The sequence below is a fragment of the Halomonas sp. DP8Y7-3 genome (assembly GCF_019801675.1).
GTDB lineage: Bacteria > Pseudomonadota > Gammaproteobacteria > Pseudomonadales > Halomonadaceae > Halomonas > Halomonas litopenaei_A.
This window is the reverse complement of sequence record NZ_JAHVIO010000010.1, coordinates 78902-99775: the sequence shown is the minus strand read 5'-3', so window position 1 is coordinate 99775 and position 20874 is coordinate 78902. Positions and strand designations below refer to the sequence as shown.

The window sequence follows — 20874 nt, the reverse complement described above, 5'->3', positions numbered from 1 at the left end:
GGCCGTCAGCCCATCAAGAACTTCTCGGCGGCCAGCAACGCCCAGGTCAATCCCGCCATGAACAGCGCCAGCATCACGGCGGCGGAACCAATATCCTTGGCTCGCCCGGACAGCACATGGCGCTCGGGCCCGATGCGATCGACCACGCTTTCGATGGCGCTGTTGACCAGCTCCACGATCAGCACCATGAAGCAGCTGCCCACCAGCAGAATCCACTCCACCGGGGTATCGCCAATCCACCAGGCCAGCGGTACCAGCACCATGCACAGCCCCAGCTCCTGGCGGAAGGCCGATTCATGACGAAAGGCCGCTCGCAATCCCTTCAATGAGTAACGCGTCGAGTGAATCAGGTGGCGCCAGCCGGTGTGTCCGGGCTTCATGAGACTTCCTCGTGCAGCGGGACGCGTTCCTGCGTCCCTCAGTGGTTGGCAATCATGCGATCCAGATCGAGAGATACCAGGTCAAGCACCCTGGACCAGCTGATATAGGGCGTGGAGGAGGTGCCGTTGACCAGCACCGTGAATACCCCGAAGCGATGGCTTGCGGTACGGAAGTAACCGGTCACGGCACGCACCGCCACCGGCTGGTTAAGCGTGCCGGTCTTCACCGTGACGTGGCTCTGGAAGGTCGACGACCCCCGTCGAATGAAGCGCATCGGGCCATTGGTGGGCGCCTGCAGTCCTGCATTGAACACCGGGAACAGGTCGGCTCGCTGGAACATGTACTCCAGCAGGGCGTTACCCCCCATGGCGGATATCTTGTTGCCCGTGGTCAGGCCACTGCCGCTTTCCATGGTCGCTGCGCCATGACCTGGCACCTGGGCAATAAAGGTTTCCAATGCCGTCCCGGCCTGGTCGAGCTCCGCCCTCGGCTGATCGACCAGATTCAGCGCCAGCACGTCGGCCATGTAGTTGTTGGAGTAGTTGAGCATACGCAGCAGAATTTCCTGCAGCGGCTTGCCATCCACTGCTGCCAGGCGCCGTGCGGAGGCCGGCGGCGGCTCGCTGGTCGTGGCCACACCCCCTTCCACCGTGATCCCCATGCTCGCCAGCATGGCCTGGAAGGTGGCAGCCGTCTGCGCCGCGGGATCAGCGCTGGCACGGTAGACCTCACGGGGCAACGCGTTGGAGGAAATCTGTCCACTGACGGTCAAGGTCTCGCCGGTGCTGCCAGTGACTCGGGTGGCCTGCAGGCTGGTACCGGCATTGGCGCCCTGAGTGGTGACCTGATTGTCGACCGCGAACAGCGGCGCCTGGCTGTTGCAGCCGGTGATCCGCGCAGGGCCACCCACGGCGCCAGGGGCCACCTGCACGCACCAGCTGCCGTAGTTGACGCCGGCCGAGGTCAGCAGCGCACTGTAGGCATTGTCGGACCGCTCACGGGCGGTGCAGCGGTCGATGGTACGGCAGGTCACCGGACCAAAGCGCCACTGGCTGACGACCAGCCTGCCGGAGACACGCCGTACGCCCGCCTGGTGCAGCCGCTGACCCAGGCGCCACAGGTCTTCGCTGGTCAAACTGGGGTCGCCGCCGCCCACCAGCACCAGGTCGCCCGCCACGGTCCCGCCGGCATCCGGACGAGCGGTGCTGACCACATCGGTGGTAAAGCGATGCTGTGGCCCCCAGGCATCCAACGAGGCTGCGGCGGTGTAGACCTTGGTGACCGATGCCGGCGTCAACAAGCGGCCCGGTTCCAGGCTACCCAGGGTTTCTGCTGGCGCGGCGCCCATTTCGAGCAAGCGTGCCTCGGCACTGACCTGGAAGCCCTGATTCGTCAATTCGGCAAGATTCGAGAAGCCCGCCGCCTGCACGCTGGCGGCAGGCACCACGACGGTAGCCAGCGTCAGCAACGCAGTGGTCATCAAGGCGGATATGGCGGATGAAGAGCGCGACGACATGAAGACTTCCCTGGGGTGGACGGACGTCACGCCGTTTCGACGCAACGAGGGCCGAGTCTACCGCCTGGCGCGACAGGATTCGACTGCGGGTCGATGACATGACCACGCCGCAGCGCTTATCGCTACCCGTCACGCTCATAGGGACGCCGACAACCCGTCGCAGGGACGCCGAGAGCCCGTCACAGGGACGCCGAGAACCGTCAGTGGGACGCCGTAGAAGAAAACAGCTGGATCACGCAGACCCCGCCAATGATCATGGCGAGCCCCACCAGGGCGGGCAGGTCGGGCTTCTCGCCGTAGACGATGATGCCGACCAGGGTCACCAGCACAATGCCAAGCCCCGCCCAGAAGGCGTAGGCGATCCCCACCGGTACGCTGCGCAGTACCAGCGACAGCAGGTAGAAGGCCGCCAGGTAACCCACCACCACCACTACGCTGGGCCACAGCCGGGTGAATTCGTTGGAGGCTTTGAGCGCCGAGGTGGCAATGACCTCGGCGACGATGGCCAGTGCCAGATACAGATAACTCATCCGCTTGCTCCCTGAAGACGACGTTCGACGATCCGGTCGAACAGCGAATTGAAAACCATGGCATAGATCAGGAAGAACAACATAAAGCCGGCGTCCAGCCAGAACGCTTCCACCAGACCGATGTCCATCCACCAGGCCACCGCAGGAAGCGTCATGACCAGAAGCCCAAGCTCGAAACCAAAGGCCTGGGCCAGACGCTGCTGCAAGGTGCGCCGGCGACTGGGGACCCAGCGATCGAACATCCAGTTCCACACCAGATTCCACAACATGGCGGCGGTGGCGAGCCCGGCCGCCAGCACTCCCATTTCGGCGAGGCCGTGACCGCTGAGCATGCTGGCCAACGGCGTGACGATCACCAGCCCACCCAGCTCAAATGACACCATATGTACCAGACGTTCCTTCAAGGACCGCATCACGTTCACTCCCGCCCGAGGGCGTTGTCGCTTGACGATGCCGCCTATTCTAGGAACTTGGCCGATGGATTCCAGCTAGTTACTATCAGGTAAACAGATAGGTAGGCCTTCCACCATGCATTGGACCCTGGACCAGATTCAGCTGTTCATCGCCTGCGCCGAGCAGGGTTCGTTCTCGGCCGCCGCGCGTCACCTTGGGCGTGCGCAATCGGCGGTAAGTACCGGCATTTCCCATCTTGAGCTGGACCTTGACTGCGAGCTGTTCGATCGCCGTTCGCGCTCCCCCACCCTGACCGCAGCGGGCCATGCGCTACTGCCGGAAGCCAGAGCCGTACAAGCTCAGTGCGAGCGACTCAACGCCCGTGCGGCGACCCTGGCACAGGGCGAAGAGGCCCAGCTGGTGGTGGCCATGCATGAAGCCTTGATCGAGATGCCCCCGGTGGACGCGACGCTGGAGGCCCTTGCCGAGCATTACCCCGCACTCTCGCTGACCCTGCTTTACGGCGCCCAGGGGGACGTCGCCGAATGGGTTGAGCAGGGCACCGCCCACCTGGGCATTCTGCTCAGTCAGGTGCATGCGGCAGGCCCCCTCGAGGGCAGTCGCATCGCCCATTTGAAGCAGCGTTGGGTGGTAGGAAGCACTCACCCCCTGGCCCAGCAGGCAGCGGTTACGCCGTCGGCCTTGGCCAGCTATCGACAGCTGATGATGGCGTCACGCCATAGCGAGGCGACGGCACCACCCCACGTCGAGCCTTGCCTGAGCCCCATGCACTGGCGCCTCAATAGCTTCTACTCCATGGCGGAGCTGACGGCCCGCGGACTCGGCTGGTCGCTGGTACCGGAGCACGTGGCAGACTATCCGCCTTTTCGCGACAAGCTGCAGACGCTGACAGGACCTGGCCTTGGCGAGCCCCCGAGCATCGAGGTCGAAACGGTCATTCGCCGCGATGCCGCCAAGGGCCCTATCGCCCGCTGGCTGGTCGCCACCCTGGGCGAGAACTTCCGCGCCGTCAGCCATAGCCTGACAGCGCCCGCTGACCCCGTCCGCTAGGGGGTTGGCATCAGACGGGGGCGATGATCGAGCGGGGCGACCAGGCGCCACAGAGGTTGGTGATGCTCGTGGTACTTGCGCTCGAAATGGGTCATCGGTGCTGCGCCGGGGTCGTGGGCCTCGACCGGCGCCGACACGCCAGTGGCCAGAGCCACCGCCGCGGCAAACTCCTCGACGTAGACCCGCCAGTTGGAGCGCACCTCAAGCCTCCCGCCCAACCCCACAATGGCCGGGAACACCGGGTGCCCGTGCCAGCGATGCTTCAGCTGGACCGACTTGGGGTAGGGATTGGGGTACAGCAGATAGTGCCGCTCGGGTTGCCAGCCCGTCGCCAGGGCCAGGCGCCAGAAATCCACCAGGTCAGCACGTACCAGCAAGGCATTGTCCGGCAGCGGACCATGGTCCCTGGACAAGCGGTCGGCGCTGCGGTCGACACCGATCACGCTGTGCTCGGGAAACTGCTCGGCCAGCCTGCGTGTCGACAGACCGACACCACAGCAGGCATCGAGAATAAGCCCTCGCTCACCCTGGGAGCGACGCCAGGCCTCGGCATCGTCAAAGGCGTCTCGGGTGTGCTGAGCCAAAGGCTTGCGCCAGACATGGGACAGGCCACGAGTGACCCTGCGCAGCAGGTCCTCGTGAGGGCCGGTCTGGGCGGAGGTCACGATACGGGGAACATCAGACATATGCGGTCTCGAGCGGGGAAAGCGGCAACAGCGACATGCTGCCGTGAATAGCACAGCCAGTGTACCAAAGCCCCGGTAAGTGAGCAGGTACAGACGCCTCAGCCCAATGCTCGCCAGCGCAAGGGCAACGGCGCCACTCTCACCATGTGCAACACCTTGCAACACACCTGGTGCACGCTGTCGCAGCAGCACTGTCGCCCTGCTCGCGCATGACGAAGGACCGACCAGGTGCTAACATCGCTGGCCTGAAATCCTATCCCGTGGCAATATCGAACGGCGTTTTGCTTGGGACACGGGCAGCATCGCGCGAGGCACGACTCCTCGCCACCTTGGCATCGAGGCATAAACACCAGCAGCACTGAAGCCAGACCGCCGAATCCACGGATTCCCGCTTCTGGCCTGTTGGCGTCACCTCGACCAAGGGCAGCACTGACGTGCTGATCTGCCCGGGTCTTCATCAGCGCCGTTTTCTGCGCTCCCAGAGCGAGCCTTTCACCCGCTTCAATACGAGGACTCCGGCTTGTCACACTTACCGGTGATCGTGGGCATGGGCGGCGTCAACCCGGCCGGCCGTACCTCGGGCCATCAGGCCTTCCGTCGCACCGTGCTCGACGCCCTTTCCGACGACGAGCAGACCTCCACCCTGCTCGGTCTGGCCGCCATGATGCGCCTGGCCCACTGCGATGCTGACCAGCACTGGCACAATGCCCAGGGCCAGGAGCTCGATGCCGCCCAACTGGCGCTCGAAACCCGTGACCAGGTACTTAGCCATACCCTGATTCGTCGCATCGAAGATCCGCGTTTCAACGACGAAGGCCTGCCGGCCAATCGTCGCGCCAACCTGGCACTGGAATCGCCGATCACCTTCCGCCTGCGTCGACGCCAGCTACCCGACGACCTGCCGCCTACCTGGCAGGTGCGTGAGGTCGACCGGCATCACCTGGAAGTTACCGTGCCAGCGGGGCAGATGGACGTCATGCTGCCCGAGACACGCCCTGCTCAGGTGCGCGCCGCCGGCCAGCTACCCAGCGGCTTTGATCCCAGCCAGCTGTATCGCAGCGTGCACCACCCCCGCGGTCTTTCCATGGCGGTGTTCGCTGCCAGCGATTGCCTGGGCGACAGCGGCCTCGACTGGGACACGCTGCGCGACCGGCTCGACCCGGATGCGATCGCCGTCTACGCCGGCAACTCGATCGGCCAGCTGGATGACGAAGGCTGGGGCGGTCTGCTCAAGAGCTTTGTGTCCGGCAAACGCGCCACCTCAAAGCAGATGCCGCTGGGCTACGGGCAGATGCCTGCCGACTTCCTCAACGCCTATGTACTGGGCAGCGTCGGCGCCACGGGCGCGGCGCTGGGGGCCTGCGCCAGCTTTCTGTACAACCTGCGCCTGGGGATCGACGACATCCGCAGCGGCCGTCGCAGAATCGTCATGGTGGGCACCGCCGATGCGCCCATCACTCCCGAGATCATCGAGGGCTTCCGCACCATGGGGGCCCTTGCCGACGATGATAGCCTGAAGGCCCTGGACGCCCTGGAGCTGCTGACCGATGCCGACTACCAGCGTGCCAGCCGCCCCTTCGCCCGCAACTGCGGCTTTACCATGGGCGAGTCCAGCCAATTCGTGATGCTGATGGACGACACCCTGGCGTTGGAAACAGGCGCGGATATCCTGGCTGCTGCACCGGAGGTCTTCGTCAACGCCGACGGCTGGAAGCGCTCGATCTCGGCGCCCGGTATCGGCAACTACGTAACCCTGGGCAAGGCCTGCGCCTTGATCCGCGACATGCTTGGAGAAAAGAGCCTGCGCGAGCGCTCCTTCCTGCATGCCCACGGTACCTCGACACCGAAGAACCGCACCACCGAGTCCCACGTCTTTGACGCGGTGGCCAAGGCCAACGGCATCACCGAGTGGCCAGTGGTGGCCATCAAGGCCTTCCTGGGACATTCCCAGGGCAGCGCCGCCGGTGATCAGCTCACCAGCGCCCTGGGCAGCTTCGCCCATGGCCTGCTGCCGGGGATCTGCACCCTGGACAAGGTCGCAGACGATGTCCACGCAGAGCGCCTTCGGTTCTTCCGTGAGACCCAAGCCTTCGTCGCAGATGCCAGCCTGATCAATGCCAAAGGCTTTGGCGGCAACAATGCCACCGGCGTGCTGATTTCGCCGAATGCCACCGAGCGGCTGCTGACCCAGCGCCACGGGGCCCAGGCGATGGATGCCTGGCGTGAGCGCCGCGAGGCCACACGGGCCCAGGCCCGTGCCTATCATCAGCAGGCGGATGCGGGGCACTTCGCCGTGCGCTATCGTTTCGGTGAAGGCGTGCTCGAAGGACCGGAGCTCGAGGTGCAGCACGACAGCATCCATATCCCGGGCTACGCCCAGCCGGTATCGCTGGCGGTGGACAACCCCTTTGGCCAGCTTGCCAACAACGACGACGAGAGACAGGAGCAAAGGTGATGACGACGGCCGTCTATCCCGGCACCTTCGATCCGATCACCAACGGTCACTACGACCTGATCGAACGGGCGTCACGCCTGTTCGAGAAAGTCGTGGTCGCCATCGCGGCGAGCCCCGGCAAAGGGCCCGCGCTGGACCTGGATACCCGACTCGAGTTGACCCGAGACGTGGTCGCCCCCCTTGGCAACGTAGAGGTTGTCGGCTTCAGCGGGCTGATGACCGACTTCATGCAAGCCCAGAATGCGCGGGTACTGCTGCGAGGATTGCGGGCGGTATCCGACTTCGAGTACGAGCTTCAGCTCGCCAACATGAATCGCGCGCAGATGCCTGATCTGGAAACCGTCTTTCTGACGCCAGAGGTCGAGAATTCCTACATTTCTTCCACCCTGGTACGAGAGATTTCTCGCCTCGGTGGAGACATCAGCAAGCACGTGCACCCCAAGGTCGCACAAACCCTGCGTAGCCATTACAATACCTGACCATCACACTGGGATTTGACGCTGCGGATGCCTCTTGCGCTGCAGGACTGATCCCGTTGATCCCGAACACCGGGACCGGCAATGCCGTTTCCCCGGGCTGCCCGCCAGGCTAACCCCCGTCGCTGTGCGACGCGCCTGACCGGAAGCCCCGGCCCCAGGGCCGCGACTCTGCGTGAGGACCCTCAATGTCACTGATGATCACCGACGAGTGCATCAACTGCGACGTCTGCGAACCGGAATGCCCCAATGGCGCCATTTCTCCCGGCGAGGAGATCTACGTCATCGACCCCAACCTGTGCACGGAGTGCGTCGGTCACTACGACGAGCCTCAGTGTCAGCAGGTGTGTCCGGTGGACTGCATACCGCTGGACCCCGAGCGTGTCGAAAGCCACGAGACGTTGATGGAGAAGTACCACATCATCACGGCGGCCTGATCACCTCCGGCCATCGTCGACCATACTGACGCTAACGTGCTAACGCTGACGTGCTGAGGCCGGCATGTCTATGCTGAAAGTTCATGCTGACCGTTCACGCTGACCGTTCACGCTAGCAGGAGCCGCCCCAGGGCGGCTCCTGGCGTTTACAGCTTGACCACTGCACGCCCACTCAGGGCCTCCGGTAGGTCAGGCACGCTGATCCCCAGCAGGGTGAGCGGCGTGATCGCGGGCCGGCGCTCAAGACACACGATCAGGCTGTCGCCCTCAAGACGCACTCTGGCACCATCGGCGCATCCTGGAGTCTGCTCGGCGCTCCAGCCCATGGCGCTGATACTGTCGAGTACCCGCTGCGCGGCGTCAGACTCGACGTCTTCCTCGGCGAGCCACGGGGCACTGGCGACCACCGCGGCAGACCTCGCCGCTTCGCTGGCCACCTGGGTCAACTGGTGCTGCTGCACCATGGCCACCGAGTAGCTGATCAAGGCGTACAGCAGCAGCAGGAAAATCGGCAGCACGACGGCGAACTCGATGGCCACCGCCCCTCGCTGGCCCTGCACTCCCCTGCGGTGTCTGTTCATCGCTCCTCCACCGAGTCATTCGGTTGTCGTATCAGGGCGACTCGCCGTCCTGACAGCCTGCCCAGCTGGTGGCGCACCCCGTCAGCGACTCAACGCCCCCTGCATCCACCGCCAGCACCCGTACATCCAGGGTGTTGACGCCGATGCCCAAGCCCTCGAGCGCCGGCTCCAGCAAGGTCGCGTTGACGTCAGACAGCGTCGCCGACAGCAGGGAGGGCACACCAAGAGTGGATACCAGCCCACCAAGCAAGCCCAGCTGGTTGACCACACTCGTGACCAGTCCGTCCAGCACCTGGGTCACCTGGGCCCCACCTTGGCCATCAAAGACCGCCCGGGACTGGTCGGGCCAGACCAGTCGTCGCTGCTCCTTGGCGCCCTGGGCGCTGCCCGCGGTGGCACCTTCGTCATTGGAGAAAAGCCCCAGCAACCTGACCTCCTGCTCGATCTGCACTAGCGAACGCTGGGCCACGACGCTAAGCTCGAGCCCGTCATCCAGCGCCGCCATGGCGTCGACCGCCGCGCGCCCTTCAGCCCCGGTCACCCGGGTGCTTACCTCCACATTCAGCAGTCCGGCCAGCCCAAGCCCAAGCTCCAACGACAGCTCGAGCTGCGCATTGCGGGCGACGCTGCGATAGCAGGACGATGAACAGTCGCTGGCCAGACTTGCACCAGCGGGGCCCGGAGGTCCCACGGCGATGGTCGGAGGAGAGATGACCTCGAGTGCCAGCGACAGGTCGGCCAACCCCAGCCCGACGGCGATCGAGGAAAGGTCTGCCAGCCCGAGACGGACTCCGCCCTGCTTGCTGGCGTCGAGCAACAGCGCGCCTTCCAGCAGCTCGCGAACCGGCACTCGAGCGGTGAGAATATCGCGCACCGCGACCTCTCCCTGTGGGTCGATCGCCAGCAGCTCGGCCATGGTGAAGCGCTCGCCAGGCGCCCCCGGACGCACCGGATTGGCGCTTACTGAGTCCAGTGCCTCACGGATACGCTGGCCCAGTGCCTCGAGATCCAGCGATTGGGCGAGTTGCTCTTCAAGGTCCACGTCCAGCGACTCGACCCCTAGCAGTTCGCCCAGGCTGAGCTCGAGCCCAACGCCGTCATACGCCCCCAGCACCGTCAGGTCGAGCCGAGCACCGACCAGCCGATCGAGCAGCAGCGCCAGTACTGCCGATTCGCTGGTATCGACCTCAAGCAGGCTGGTCCCGGCGCTCAGCGTTACCATCGAGGCGCGCCTTGCCACCCCGGTAGCGGTCAGCCGGGTGTTGTCGTCCACCTCGCCGCCGATCAGCTCACCCAGGTTGGCCAGCAGGCTGCTGGGCACCTCGCGCTGAAGTCTGACCTCGACGCTGTTGGCGAGCCCTGACTCCGTGAGGAACCTGCCACCGTCGTCAACCGCGCCCTGGGTCAGGGTCAGGGTGGCGTCCCCCGCGTCCACATCGATGCCATTTTCCTGCACGGCATCGATGGCCCACAGGCGCAGGCTGGCATGGCCACAGGCATCCCCCTGAAACAGCGCCTGGCAACTTGCCGCCGCGGATACTGCCGCCAGGTCCGCCGCCTGCTGCAGGCGACGCTGCTCCAGATACAGGCGCCCGGCATCCAGGGCCAGGGTCACCAGGGCGACCAGCCAGACCAGCAGGAAGGCGGTCATCACGCCGATGGCGCCTCGCTGTCGCTGCAGCCTGCCAGCCGATGTCATCGGTCGCCGTCGCGGTGTGTCAGCCTCAATCCTCGCCAAAGCCGGTCTCGATATAGCGCTCTGGAATCGGGTGGCCGAAGCTGTCCACATAGCGCTGATAGATCTGGCTCTGGACCTTGCCCGACAGCACCTGGACGGAGGGCGATGCCACGCGTCCCTCACGCTGTGCGGCCAGCATACCTCGGGTACGTTCGCCGAAGGGGTCGCGACTGGCGGGAAGTCGCACGATGCCGGGATGGCTGTTAGCGCTCTGCTGCGCTTCCGCGCGATCCGGCCATAGCATCAGCGCCAGGCTCAGCAGCAGGCAGACCATCGCCGCCACGATGAGGGTCTTGGGCTGGGTGACAATGTCCTTGCACATCACGGTCCATCGCTCCTTGCAGGAGCGCATCCTGCGTCGGCTCATCATGATTCCGTCCTCTCAGCGGGAGATGCCGCCGGGGAGATCGTACGCGGCGGCGCCGCCAGCAGTCGGGCGTCGACTCCCAGGCGTCGTGCGGTGCGTTCGGCCTGAGCGGCTTGCCCGCTCAGCCGCAGGGCCAGCACCAGGTTGGCGGCCGCCTGCTGGTGGCTGGGGTCGAGCTCCAGCGCGGTGCGAAATTCCTCCGCCGCCTGCTGCGATTCGCCTGCCAGCAACAGCAGGTAGCCGAGATCATTGCGGATGCGTGGATCGATCGGCCGGGACTCCCGGGCCTGCCGCATCAGGGTCATGGCCTGGTCGTGACGGCCAGCGCGAAAGGCATTGCGTGCCAGCCCGCGATAGCCATCTGCCACCAGGCAGGTGCCCAGCAGGGCCTCGTAGGCGCGGTTACTGCCCTCGACATCGCCGATGGCGCGTCGTGCATCGCCTTCAAGACGCCAGGCAAGGGGCAGCCCATAGTCACCTGCCTCCAGGTGAGCGGCGGCGGAGCGCGGCTTGCCGTCGTCCAGCATGCGCTCGATCAACGACAGCTCGACACCGATATCGGCAGCATAGCGGCGTCCACAGGGCCCGCTGCTCTGCTGCTGGGCGTCGCCCACCACCTCGACGGCCGGCGCGAACGCCGTCATGGGCATGGTCTGTGAAGACGCGCTGGTACATCCACTCAGCAGCGAGACTCCCAGCAGCGCGGCCAGGACGCACCACGCGCCCGCCATTCCGGGGTGCCGTGGCATGCCAGCTGGTGGTTGGCCGGAAGCGGCGAGGATGGAGTGGCGATCTCTCGATGTCATCGGCGTCTCCCACCGGTAGTGAAGCAAAGGACTCGGCATCAGGGCCCTCCCAGGGAACCCATCAGTCCACTCAGGTTGACCAAGGCGGGACCGGCCATGACGATCAACAGGGCGGGGAACAGACACAGCATCATCACCAGCGACATGGTTCCTGACAGCTGACTGACACGCTGTTGCAGGCGTGTGCGGCGCTGGGCCCCAAGGCGTTCCACCAGGGTGGTCAGGCTATCCCTGGCGCGGCCTCCCGTTCTGGCGATCTGGGCAAACATCAGGAAGAACTGCTCGACGCCTTCGCTGGCCTGCACCGCGGCCAGCTCTTCCAGCACCTTCTCGCGGTCCTGGCCGCTGTCGATGCGGTTGGCGGCGATCCGCAGTTCCAGCACCATATCCGGGGTCGTCGCACCCAGCTGTTGAATCAGTCGATGCAGCAGGCTTTCCAGGGTCATGCCGGTGTCCCACAGCATCCGCGTCACCTGCAGCACCAGTTCGATATCTTCATCGAGCCGCAGCGTTCGACGACGACGCTTGCGCTCCAGCGCGAGCCACCCCAGCCCCGCTGCGAAGCCCCCCCACAGGGCAGACATGACCACGATACCCGCCACAGGCCTGCCGCCCATGATCGCCAGCAGCCCGCCCAGCATGGCGGCGCCGACCATGACCACGGCCCACGCCAGCAGCACCGCCAGCTGAGCCTTGGCCCCCACATGCCCAGACTGCCGAAGACGCAAGGACAGCCGTCCCGCCAGACCAGGGCGGCTGGCGCGACTGCGCCATAGACCGCGCCCTTCCCGCAGTAGCCGCGACTCCTCCCGCCGGCGCTGTCCTTCCTCGCCCACGGGCAGCCGCGTACTGATCAGCAAGGCTGCGGCCGCCAGGGCCAAGGCCACGACGGACCCGCTCCACCAAAGATTCCACATCAGCCGCCTGTTCTCCTTGTCTGTCCTACCCGCGTTGCAGCGCCGGCAGACGTTCGTTGCAGCGAGGGGGTCATACCGACTTGAGCATGCGCCACAGCAACCATCCCCCGCTCAGCTGCAGGACCACGGCCAGCGCCAGGGCCTGGCGACCTCCGCTGCTCTCCAGCATGGGCAGCAGAAACGCCGGCTGCGTCAGCTGGATAAACAGCGTCAACAGCAGGGGGGACAGGCCCAGTACCAGAGCACTGATGCGGGTTTCTCCGGTCATGGCCGCCAACTCACGACCGCTTTGCTCGCGCTGGTGCAAGGCGGCGGCAAAGGCATCGAGCATGTCGGACAGGCTGCCGCCATGGCGTTGGTTGATGCGCATGGCGGTAGCCAGCAGCCCCAACTCGTCGAGCCGCAGTATCTGCCCCTCACGGGCCAACCCTTCGTCCAGTTCCTGACCGAGCTGACGCCTCAACATGACGCGAGACAGCGCATCCGACAGTGGAGGACGCACCCGCCGTGTCGCGTGCACGAAGGCGGTTTCCAGCCCTTGACCGGCCACCAGGCCACGGCTGACCTGACTGAGAAATGGCGCCAGCTGGCGGCGTGCACGGCGCCGGGTGCGCGCGGCACGCACACGAATCAGCGCATTGGCCAGCACCACCACCAGCACCACGGTCGCCGGGCCCCAGACGGCCCCCAGGCGTGACAGCAGCAACATCGCCAGCACCAGCAGACTGCCACCGGCCACAGCGACACTCAGTGGCGAGGCGGGCAACCCTGCCGCCGTCAGGCGCTCGACCAGCCATTCCATCAGCGAGTCATGGGCAACCAGCGAGCGGCGTCGCGCGGTGCGCTGACCGCCAGCCGCGCGCTCGGTGTGGGCACGCGCGCTCTTCATCAGTAGCCATGCAGCCGTGGCAAGGCATGCCGCCACCAGCGAAAAGACCACCCAGACATTCATGGGTGCGCCTCCTCAGCGCCATCCACCAGCGCCGCCAGCAGCCGCGGCCAGCAGACCGCAGACGCCTGGTCTGCTGGCCGCGCCGTGAGGTGGTCAGTCACCGGTTGCCCCTCTCGGTAGAGCGGCTCCAGGACCACCTCGCCCTGGCGTAACCCGACCACACGCAGCACCTCTGCTACCCGACGCTGACCGCTGCTGTCGCGAGCGACGTGCACGATCAGGTCGAGCGCAGTGGTGATGATTTGACGCACCAGCGCATCGGTCCCCTGAAAGCGCGACATGCGCACCATCATCTCCAGCCGTACCACGGCATCGGCGGCCGAATTGGCGTGAACGGTACTCATCGAGCCCTGATGTCCCGTGTTCATCGCCTGCAGCATGTCCAGCACTTCGTCGCCCCGACTTTCCCCCAGCAGGATCCTGTCGGGGCGCATGCGCAGGGCATTCTTGACCAGTGCACTGGCGCCGACCTCGCCTTCTCCTTCGATGTTCGGCGCACGGGTTTCCAGCCGCACCACGTGGTGGCTGGCCAGCTGCAGCTCGGCACTGTCCTCGATGGTGACCACCCTCTGCTGGGGTGGAATCGCTGCGCTCAGCACGTTCAGCAGCGTCGTCTTGCCGGCTCCGGTGCCACCGCTGACCAACAGATTGCAGCGCTCTTCCACCGCTCGGCGCAAAAAGGCCATGAGGTTGGCCGGCACGCTGCCCATGGCCACCAGGTCCTGCCCGGTCAGCGCCTCCCGCCGAAACTTGCGAATCGAGACGCTGGGCCCGTTCAGCGACAGCGGCGCAATGATGGCGTTGACCCGGGAGCCATCGGCCAGGCGGGCATCCACCATCGGACTGGATTCATCCAGACGCTTGCCAAGGGGCGCCAGCATGCGCCGCACGACCCTGAGAATGTGATCATCATCGAGGAAGGCGAGCTGACACGGCTCCAGCCGGCCACGGCGTTCAACGTAGACCTGGCGATGACCATTGATCAGGATGTCGGAGATGGTGTCATCGGCCAGCAATGGCTCCAGGGGCCCGAAGCCATTGAGCTCGCGACAGACATCCTCGACCACAGCGTCGACACTGTCCGTCGGCGTGGCGTAGCCCCGCAGGCTAAGCGCCTCTGTCACCAGCTCGCGCACCTGCTGACGCAGCTGCATGGGCTCATCGGCGATGCCCCTGACGTCATCCTCCAGGCGCTCGACCACCAGCTGGTGAAGCTCGCTGATCAAGGCAGGCTCTGCCCCCGGCGCCGCCTTCCGCGGACTGACCTCGGCACGCTTTTGACGAAATGGCATGGCGCTCTCCTCTCACCCCACCCACAACCACCGATCAGCGACTGAAGCCCACCTCGGACACACGCTCTATGGCTTGTGCATCCTGTGGATCGAACATCAGTTCCAGGAAGTTCGGGTCATAGCTCTCGAACGCGGCGCCAGGCATCGGCCCCAGATCCACCCCGGCGGCCAGCGGCCTGACCAGGTGCGGCGTCACGATCATGACCAGTTCCTTCTCGTCACGATCCAGGCGTGTCGAGCGGAAGAACGCGCCGATGACCGGGATATCACCAAGCCCAGGGATCTTGTCGACGCTTTGAATGATGTTGCGGCTGACCAGACCACTGATGATGAAGCTCTCGCCGTTGCCCAGCTGCACCGTGGTATCGGTGCGGCGCACGTTCAGCGCCGGCACCGCGATACCGGCTGTCTGCACCCCGCGGGAAAAGTCCAGCTCGGACACTTCGGGCGCCACCTTGAGCATGATGCGACGCTCGTCCAGCACCGTCGGCGTCAACTGCAGACGGATACCGAACTCCTTGAAGTCGACGCTGATCTGGTCGTCACCGCTTTGCACGGGAAAGGGAAATTCGCCACCGGCAAGAAAGCTGGCGCTCTGGCCAGACAGGCTGACCAGGCTGGGCTCTGCCAGGGTATAGGCAAAGCCATTGGCGCTCAGGGCGCTGAGTGCCGAGAGCACGCCACTGGTATTGACCTGAATGATCGAGAAGCCGCCGTCACCCGCATTGGGGGCCACCGCACCGCCCGCCAGGAAGTCGAGCGTCTCATCGCTGCGGCCCAGGGCAAAGCGGGTCGAGCCTGCCTGGTTGCGCCCGATGAAGAAGCCCGCGGAGGCCATGCGGCTGCGGTTGACCTCTACCACGCGGATGTCGGTCTGGACCTGCACCGGCCCGGCCTGGGTGGTCCCATCGATGGGATCGCTGGCAAAGCGAGAGATCGCCTGATCATGGCGTTCGAGGGAGCGCGTCACGCCACGCACGTTAGGACGCGAGGTGCCGGGGGCCAGAGAGTACTCCGACTCGAGCCCCTCGCCACCGGCGGGGCGCACCTGAATCAGAGTTTCCCGGGGTTGGCTGGCACCGTCGACCCATACCTTGAGGCTGGTGCTTCCGGGGCCGACGGCGGTCACCAGCAGCGACCGCGGGTCCAGCACCTGGGCGTCAATGATGTCACCCCGCCCCACCGCGGTGCGGGTGATACGTCCTGGCTGGCCCAACCACTGCTGATCACCGACGGCGAGGCTCAGCCGTGACTCGGGTGACTGCGCCAGCCCCACAGCGGGGATCAACGCTACTGCCAGCAGCAGCGCGGCTACCAGGCGTTTGCCTAGCGCCAGTCCGCGCCCTGTCCCGCAGGCACACACTCTCCAGCACACCGACCTCGGTCGGGCGATCTTGCCATCTAACTGCATGCTTGGTCCTGTTCCCTGCGCGGGTTCCGCTAGCCATGGCGACTGCCGCCACCGCTGCCGAACCTCTCATTATGATGTCAGTCTGTTGACCGCCCGTTTCCAGCCTTCCTACCGCTGGCTGCCCGCGATCACGGCAGTGAGACCACTCGACTGCTGGCTCCGATGTGTTGCACCACCTGGTATCCCTGGGCGCGTGACGCCTGCGCCGCCGGTCTGGGCGGTTCTCGCTCGATACCGGTAAGCTCATCGAAGCTGACGCTATTGCCGGGCTGGCTCAGGCTCTGGCCCAGCGATACCGGCAGGACGCTCTGCCCCAGCGCGAAGCGCAGACCGTCATCGAAGGATTCGCCCAGAGCCGCTTCCTGGTTGCCCACCACTGCCAGTCGCAGCCGACCCGTCGCCTCGGCCAGCAGCAGCCGCGCGGTCTGGGTTTCCGGCATGGCCAGCACGGCCGTGCGCTCGGAGCCACTGTCTTCCTGGCGGTCGCCACCTACCAGGCGCTCGCCTACCCCGAGCACGCTGACATCGGAAAACAACCGCCGTGCCAGCCGATGGCGCTGACCGTTGCCGTCATCCGTCTCGGCAAAGAACAACACGTCGACCCGGTCCCCCGGCGCCACGAAACCACCGCCGCCGATGACCGCGTCGATACCCACCCCGACGGCACGAAAGCCTGGGGGCACCACATCGGCCAGGGCACCACCGCCGACGAATCCGCCCGGCCTCAGTACATCGCCCTCACCGAGGGGCCGCGCCAGGCGCGCATCCGGCACCTGGGCCAGCTCAGCAAAGCTGCCATCCAGCGGGGTAGGAAAATAGGCCAGCCGCAACGCATCGGGCAGGTCAGAGGGACGCTCCCCCGCACTCAGCTCCCGAGCGGCCACCAGCACCGGATAGCCCAGGGGTTCGGGCGGCGCAGAAGGTTGCATCGACTCAATCCCCGCACCCAGCGGAGGTGCTTCGGTACTGCTCGTGTACCACCCTAAGCCTGCCAGCATAATGGCCAATAGAATGAGCACCGTTGCCGCGACTCGCAGCCCTTTCACTCCCACTCCGCTCGCCTCGTTTATAGCCGCCATTGATTAGCCACCGACATCGACAATACCCAAAGGAGTTCGATACAGCTGAAGTGACTCAGTCTCCCGCAGAGCCAGTGATGCCGAGAGTTGTCTTTACGTCATCAAGGAGGCTGCTGATCATATCGGCCAGAGATCCACCACCTGCGTCTCCTGCACCAAATACAAAGAAGAGCGCTGCGGCGATCAAGGCGACGATAACGCCGTATTCAATAGCGGTTGCCCCGCGCTGACGGCGGCGCTGGGGGCACTGAGGCTGCCTGGCAGCGACCTTGACGGCCTTGGGGCAAAGGGGGTTCGCGAAAAAGAGAGGGGACTTTTTCATTGTGGATACTCCTGCGTAAAATCGATATTTTTATATACGTTATATCTTAATTACCGATTCATCATTGTTCGTCACACGGTCACCAAGATCGCCAGTCTTTATGGGGCTGTTCCTTCTCACCCGTGATGTCTACTGGCTGCTTCTTACTCCTTCTTGCTAGTCCTTTTTTATTAATTCATAGGATTATCTTATTAGTAGCCAGAAGAGGTATTTATGTCACCTTAGAGATGGCAACGGAATGTAATTTTTTGGTAGTGACTGATACTAAACATTTCATTCGGATATCAATGAACCAGCATTCAATATGTCTGACATTGCACACGCTGTGCCGTTATGAAGGACGCAACCAACGGACCAGCGGCCATTCCGTGGCCATCCATCGCACCATGACGATCCGGATGACGCCATTGCGTCATGACCGCCAAGGCGTCCCGCTTGACCCGTGAGGTCGGCGCCGGGACACTGCGCTCCTCACCCGAATCTTCATCAGCCGAGCAGACGTGCAACCGTGGCCAGTCTTCCACCCTCTTCCCCCAGCGGCCTAGCCGACACCCTTGGTCGACTGCCGCGCATCGCTGCGCTGGCCTGGCCGATCATCCTGTCCAACATCACCGTGCCCCTGCTGGGGCTCGTGGATACTGCCGTGGTCGGCCACCTGCCGGACTCACGCTACCTGGCCGGTGTGACCCTGGGGGCCACGCTGTTCGGCTTTCTCTACTGGGGTTTCGGCTTTCTGCGCATGGGCACCACCGGCCTCACTTCCCAGGCCATGGGGCGCAGTCGAGATGACCAGGTCCGTCATCTGCTCGGCCAGTCACTGCTGCTGGCCGGCGCCATCGGCGTGCTGTTGATCCTGCTGGGGCGCCCGCTGATTGCGCTGGGGCTATGGCTGCTCGATGGCAGCCCGCAAGCCAGTGAACTGGCCGCCAGCTACGCCGAGATCAGGCTGCTGTCGGCCCCTGCGGTACTGGCCAACTACGCCATCCTTGGCTGGTTCCTGGGGCAGCAGAACAGTCGTGTGACGCTGGCACTGCTGCTGACCAATAACGGCGTCAACATCGTCCTCGACCTGCTGTTCGTGGTGGGCCTGGACATGACCAGTGACGGCGTCGCCTGGGCCACGGTGATCGCGGACTACTGCACGGTGGCGCTGGGGCTGTGGTGGTGCCGGCACCGCCTCGGCCGCTTGGGCGGCCACTTCGAGCGGGCCCGGCTGTTTACCGTGGGCGCCTATCGCGAGCTGTTCTCGGTCAATGCCAACCTATTCGTGCGCACGCTGGGGCTGCTGTTTGCCCAGGCATTCTTCACCGCCCAGGGGGCCGCCCAGGGGGATACGGTATTGGCGGCAAATGCGGTGCTGCTGCAGTTCATCATGCTCACCTCCTATGGCCTGGACGGATTCGCCAATGCCGCAGAAGCGCTGACCGGCCATGCCATTGGCCGCCGGCGCTTCGATGACTTCGCCCTGTCGGTGCGAGCGGCTGCCCTGTGTTCGCTGGCGACAGCCGCCCTGGCAAGCCTCGCCTTTGCCCTGGGCGGTAACGCCTTGATCGCCCTGCTCACCGGGCTTCCCGAGGTACGCGCCAGCGCCGCGGATTTCATGCCCTGGGTGATCCTGATGCCCTTGGTGGCGGTATGGAGCTACCTGCTCGATGGGGTCTTCATCGGCGCCACCGCCATTGCCGAAATGCGCAACTCGATCTTTATTGCACTGGCCGCCTATCTGCCCCTGTGGTGGCTGACCCAAGGCATGGGAAATCATGGACTTTGGTTAGCCTTTACGACTTTTACCGCAGTGCGTTCCGGGGTCCTTGTGGCCTACTATCTTCGCTATCGCAGCACGCGCTGGAGCAGCACGGGTTAAGGCCTTCGCCCGGTCGATGCCCCTGCTGTCAGCTCAGATGCCGGTGTATGCCCAAACGTCATCGCTTGAAAGGTGACTTTGACGCCCGGCGGCGGACTGCGGCACCGTTGACGCCAGGTGGCCGGGAAGGCCATTTTCACAACCAGAAGAAGCGAAATACGCCATGTTGAGAGCTCTGTCACGACCCGCCGTGAAACTGGTGGAGCGCTATCTACCAGATCCCTATGTCTTCGTCCTGCTCCTGACCATCATCGCTGCGGCAGCGGCCATCGCGGTGGAGCGCCAGTCGCCCATGGCGGTGCTGACGTACTGGGGCGACGGTTTCTGGAACCTGCTGTCCTTCTCCATGCAGATGCTGCTGGTACTGGTCACCGGCTTCATGCTGGCCAGCTCGCCACCGGTCAAGCGCCTGCTGGCAAGTCTGGCTCGCATCGCCAATAACGCGGGTGCCGCCATCCTGCTGGTCACCCTGGTGTCGCTGGCCGCCAGCTGGATCAACTGGGGCTTCGGCCTGGTGGTGGGCGCCCTGTTCGCCAAGGAGCTGGCCCGCGTCGTGCGCGTCGACTATCGCCTGCTGGTCGCCAGTGCCTACTCCGGCTTCGTGGTCTGGCATGGCGGCCTGGCCGGATCGGTCCCCCTGACGATTGCCACGGAAGGGAACCCCTGGGCAGAGCAGATCGGTGTCATCGGCACCGGCGAAACCATCTTTTCCTACTTCAATCTGCTGATTGTGCTGGCTCTGTTCATCGCGGTGCCGCTGGTCAACCGCATGATGCTGCCGGGGGAAAAGGAAAGCGTGTACGTCGATCCGGCCCTGCTGGGTGAGGAAGAAGACCGCCGCGTGCGCATCAGCCGCCCGGCCGAGCGCCTGGAAAACAGCATGACGCTGGCGCTGCTGGTGGGTATGCCAGGTCTGATCTACCTGATCAGCTACTTCGTCGGTGGCGGTGGCCTGAACCTGAACGTGGTCAACTTCATGTTCCTGTTTCTGGCCATCGTGCTGCATCGCACCCCTCAGAGCCTTCTGAACAGCCTGAACGAGGGGATCAAGGGCGGGGCTGGCATCGTCATCCAGTTCCCCTTCTACGCCGGTATCATGGCCATCATGGTGCAGTCAGGACTCGCCGAGACCATGTCGCAGGCCATGGTGTCCTTCGCTACCGAGACCACCCTGCCGTTCTGGACCTTCATCAGCGCCGGCATCGTCAACATGTTCGTGCCTTCGGGCGGAGGCCAGTGGGCCGTCCAGGCACCTGTCGTCATTCCTGCCGCTCAGGCGCTTGGCGTGGACATCCCGCGTGCCGCCATGGCGGTCGCCTGGGGCGATGCCTGGACCAACCTGCTGCAGCCTTTCTGGGCGCTGCCGGTGCTGGGAATTGCAGGACTGAAGGCCAAGGACATCATGGGCTTCTGCCTGGTTCAGCTGTTTATCACCGGCATCATCATCTCGGTGTGTCTGACCTGGCTATGAGCCGCCCGAGCCGGGCGAGATGATGGCAAAGGCGGGCCGATCGGTCACCGCCCCGCTGTACAGTGCCGGCAACAACTGAGTTTCAACGTGCGCCTTGTCTCCGCTCGCGGAGGCAAGGCGTTATGCTAT

At 64.8% G+C, this 20874-nt stretch carries 21 protein-coding genes; 6 read left to right on the top strand and 15 right to left on the bottom strand.

The features are described 5' to 3' along the window. Positions 1 to 5 precede the first annotated feature (5 nt). The 4 genes from KUV86_RS13110 to KUV86_RS13095 all read right to left on the bottom strand — a co-directional run bounded on the left by KUV86_RS13110 (position 6) and on the right by KUV86_RS13095 (position 2840). On the bottom strand, positions 6 to 380 hold the full coding sequence (locus tag KUV86_RS13110; protein WP_206940597.1) for a diacylglycerol kinase: 375 nt from the start codon (positions 378 to 380) through the stop codon (positions 6 to 8). 38 nt (positions 381 to 418) lie between these two features. After that, on the bottom strand, positions 419 to 1897 hold the full coding sequence (dacB, locus tag KUV86_RS13105) for a D-alanyl-D-alanine carboxypeptidase/D-alanyl-D-alanine-endopeptidase (protein WP_261397642.1): 1479 nt from the start codon (positions 1895 to 1897) through the stop codon (positions 419 to 421). 200 nt (positions 1898 to 2097) lie between these two features. Next, the gene (locus tag KUV86_RS13100; protein WP_206940600.1) at positions 2098 to 2427 is read right to left on the bottom strand and encodes a DMT family transporter; all 330 of its coding nucleotides are present in this window, start codon (positions 2425 to 2427) and stop codon (positions 2098 to 2100) included. Further along, complete coding sequence (locus tag KUV86_RS13095) at positions 2424 to 2840, bottom strand: PACE efflux transporter (RefSeq protein WP_206940601.1); 417 nt, start codon at positions 2838 to 2840, stop codon at positions 2424 to 2426. Before KUV86_RS13095 ends, KUV86_RS13100 begins: the two co-directional genes overlap by 4 nt. Before the next feature lie 115 nt (positions 2841 to 2955). On the opposite strand from KUV86_RS13095, the gene KUV86_RS13090 reads away from it, so the two are divergent. Next, on the top strand, positions 2956 to 3891 hold the full coding sequence (locus KUV86_RS13090) for a LysR family transcriptional regulator (RefSeq protein WP_222238823.1): 936 nt from the start codon (positions 2956 to 2958) through the stop codon (positions 3889 to 3891). Here the strand turns inward: KUV86_RS13090 and KUV86_RS13085 are convergent. Beyond that, a complete protein-coding gene (locus tag KUV86_RS13085; protein ID WP_222485120.1) occupies positions 3888 to 4577 on the bottom strand; it encodes a tRNA (guanine(46)-N(7))-methyltransferase TrmB in 690 nt (229 codons plus the stop codon). The two genes, KUV86_RS13090 and KUV86_RS13085, sit on opposite strands and share 4 nt — an antisense overlap. Positions 4578 to 5124: 547 nt before the next feature. On the opposite strand from KUV86_RS13085, the gene KUV86_RS13080 reads away from it, so the two are divergent. The 3 genes from KUV86_RS13080 to KUV86_RS13070 all read left to right on the top strand — a co-directional run bounded on the left by KUV86_RS13080 (position 5125) and on the right by KUV86_RS13070 (position 7945). Beyond that, positions 5125 to 7032, top strand: coding sequence for a beta-ketoacyl synthase (locus KUV86_RS13080; RefSeq protein WP_222485191.1), 1908 nt, complete (start codon positions 5125 to 5127; stop codon positions 7030 to 7032). Beyond that, complete coding sequence (gene coaD, locus KUV86_RS13075; RefSeq protein ID WP_206940607.1) at positions 7032 to 7511, top strand: pantetheine-phosphate adenylyltransferase; 480 nt, start codon at positions 7032 to 7034, stop codon at positions 7509 to 7511. Before KUV86_RS13080 ends, coaD begins: the two co-directional genes overlap by 1 nt. Before the next feature lie 185 nt (positions 7512 to 7696). Next, positions 7697 to 7945 (top strand): YfhL family 4Fe-4S dicluster ferredoxin, encoded by a 249-nt coding sequence (locus tag KUV86_RS13070; RefSeq protein ID WP_206940609.1) that lies wholly within the window; start codon positions 7697 to 7699, stop codon positions 7943 to 7945. Positions 7946 to 8091: 146 nt separating this feature from the next. On the opposite strand, the gene KUV86_RS13065 is transcribed toward KUV86_RS13070, so the two are convergent. The 10 genes from KUV86_RS13065 to KUV86_RS13020 form a co-directional block, all read right to left on the bottom strand. Continuing rightward, complete coding sequence (locus tag KUV86_RS13065; protein ID WP_206940611.1) at positions 8092 to 8526, bottom strand: TadE/TadG family type IV pilus assembly protein; 435 nt, start codon at positions 8524 to 8526, stop codon at positions 8092 to 8094. Positions 8527 to 8557: 31 nt separating this feature from the next. Further along, complete coding sequence (locus KUV86_RS13060) at positions 8558 to 10225, bottom strand: pilus assembly protein TadG-related protein (protein WP_222485119.1); 1668 nt, start codon at positions 10223 to 10225, stop codon at positions 8558 to 8560. Between the two features lie 25 nt (positions 10226 to 10250). Next, on the bottom strand, positions 10251 to 10634 hold the full coding sequence (locus KUV86_RS13055) for a DUF3613 domain-containing protein (RefSeq protein ID WP_222485117.1): 384 nt from the start codon (positions 10632 to 10634) through the stop codon (positions 10251 to 10253). Then, entirely contained in the window at positions 10631 to 11437 is an 807-nt protein-coding gene (locus KUV86_RS13050; RefSeq protein ID WP_222485116.1) for a tetratricopeptide repeat protein, read from the bottom strand. The genes KUV86_RS13055 and KUV86_RS13050 overlap by 4 nt, the downstream gene beginning before the upstream one ends. Before the next feature lie 38 nt (positions 11438 to 11475). Then, positions 11476 to 12354, bottom strand: a complete 879-nt coding sequence (locus KUV86_RS13045) for a type II secretion system F family protein (RefSeq protein WP_222485115.1) — start codon at positions 12352 to 12354, stop codon at positions 11476 to 11478. Between the two features lie 70 nt (positions 12355 to 12424). Then, positions 12425 to 13306 (bottom strand): type II secretion system F family protein, encoded by an 882-nt coding sequence (locus KUV86_RS13040; RefSeq protein WP_222485114.1) that lies wholly within the window; start codon positions 13304 to 13306, stop codon positions 12425 to 12427. Further along, positions 13303 to 14598 carry a CpaF family protein gene (locus KUV86_RS13035; RefSeq protein ID WP_222485113.1) on the bottom strand — a complete coding sequence of 432 codons (1296 nt, stop codon included), beginning with the start codon at positions 14596 to 14598 and terminating at the stop codon, positions 13303 to 13305. The genes KUV86_RS13040 and KUV86_RS13035 overlap by 4 nt, the downstream gene beginning before the upstream one ends. 34 nt (positions 14599 to 14632) lie before the next feature. Further along, positions 14633 to 16009: a type II and III secretion system protein family protein gene (locus tag KUV86_RS13030; RefSeq protein WP_222485112.1), complete on the bottom strand. Its 1377-nt coding sequence runs from the start codon at positions 16007 to 16009 to the stop codon at positions 14633 to 14635. A 128-nt stretch (positions 16010 to 16137) separates the two neighbouring features. Next, positions 16138 to 17088, bottom strand: a complete 951-nt coding sequence (gene cpaB, locus KUV86_RS13025) for a Flp pilus assembly protein CpaB (RefSeq protein WP_261397641.1) — start codon at positions 17086 to 17088, stop codon at positions 16138 to 16140. 55 nt (positions 17089 to 17143) lie between these two features. Then, a complete protein-coding gene (locus KUV86_RS13020) occupies positions 17144 to 17410 on the bottom strand; it encodes a Flp family type IVb pilin (protein ID WP_206940635.1) in 267 nt (88 codons plus the stop codon). Between the two features lie 508 nt (positions 17411 to 17918). Here KUV86_RS13020 and KUV86_RS13015 point away from each other — a divergent pair. Further along, positions 17919 to 19274 carry an MATE family efflux transporter gene (locus tag KUV86_RS13015; protein ID WP_224852129.1) on the top strand — a complete coding sequence of 452 codons (1356 nt, stop codon included), beginning with the start codon at positions 17919 to 17921 and terminating at the stop codon, positions 19272 to 19274. A 163-nt stretch (positions 19275 to 19437) separates the two neighbouring features. After that, positions 19438 to 20745 (top strand): short-chain fatty acid transporter, encoded by a 1308-nt coding sequence (locus tag KUV86_RS13010; RefSeq protein WP_206940637.1) that lies wholly within the window; start codon positions 19438 to 19440, stop codon positions 20743 to 20745. Positions 20746 to 20874: the final 129 nt, after the last annotated feature.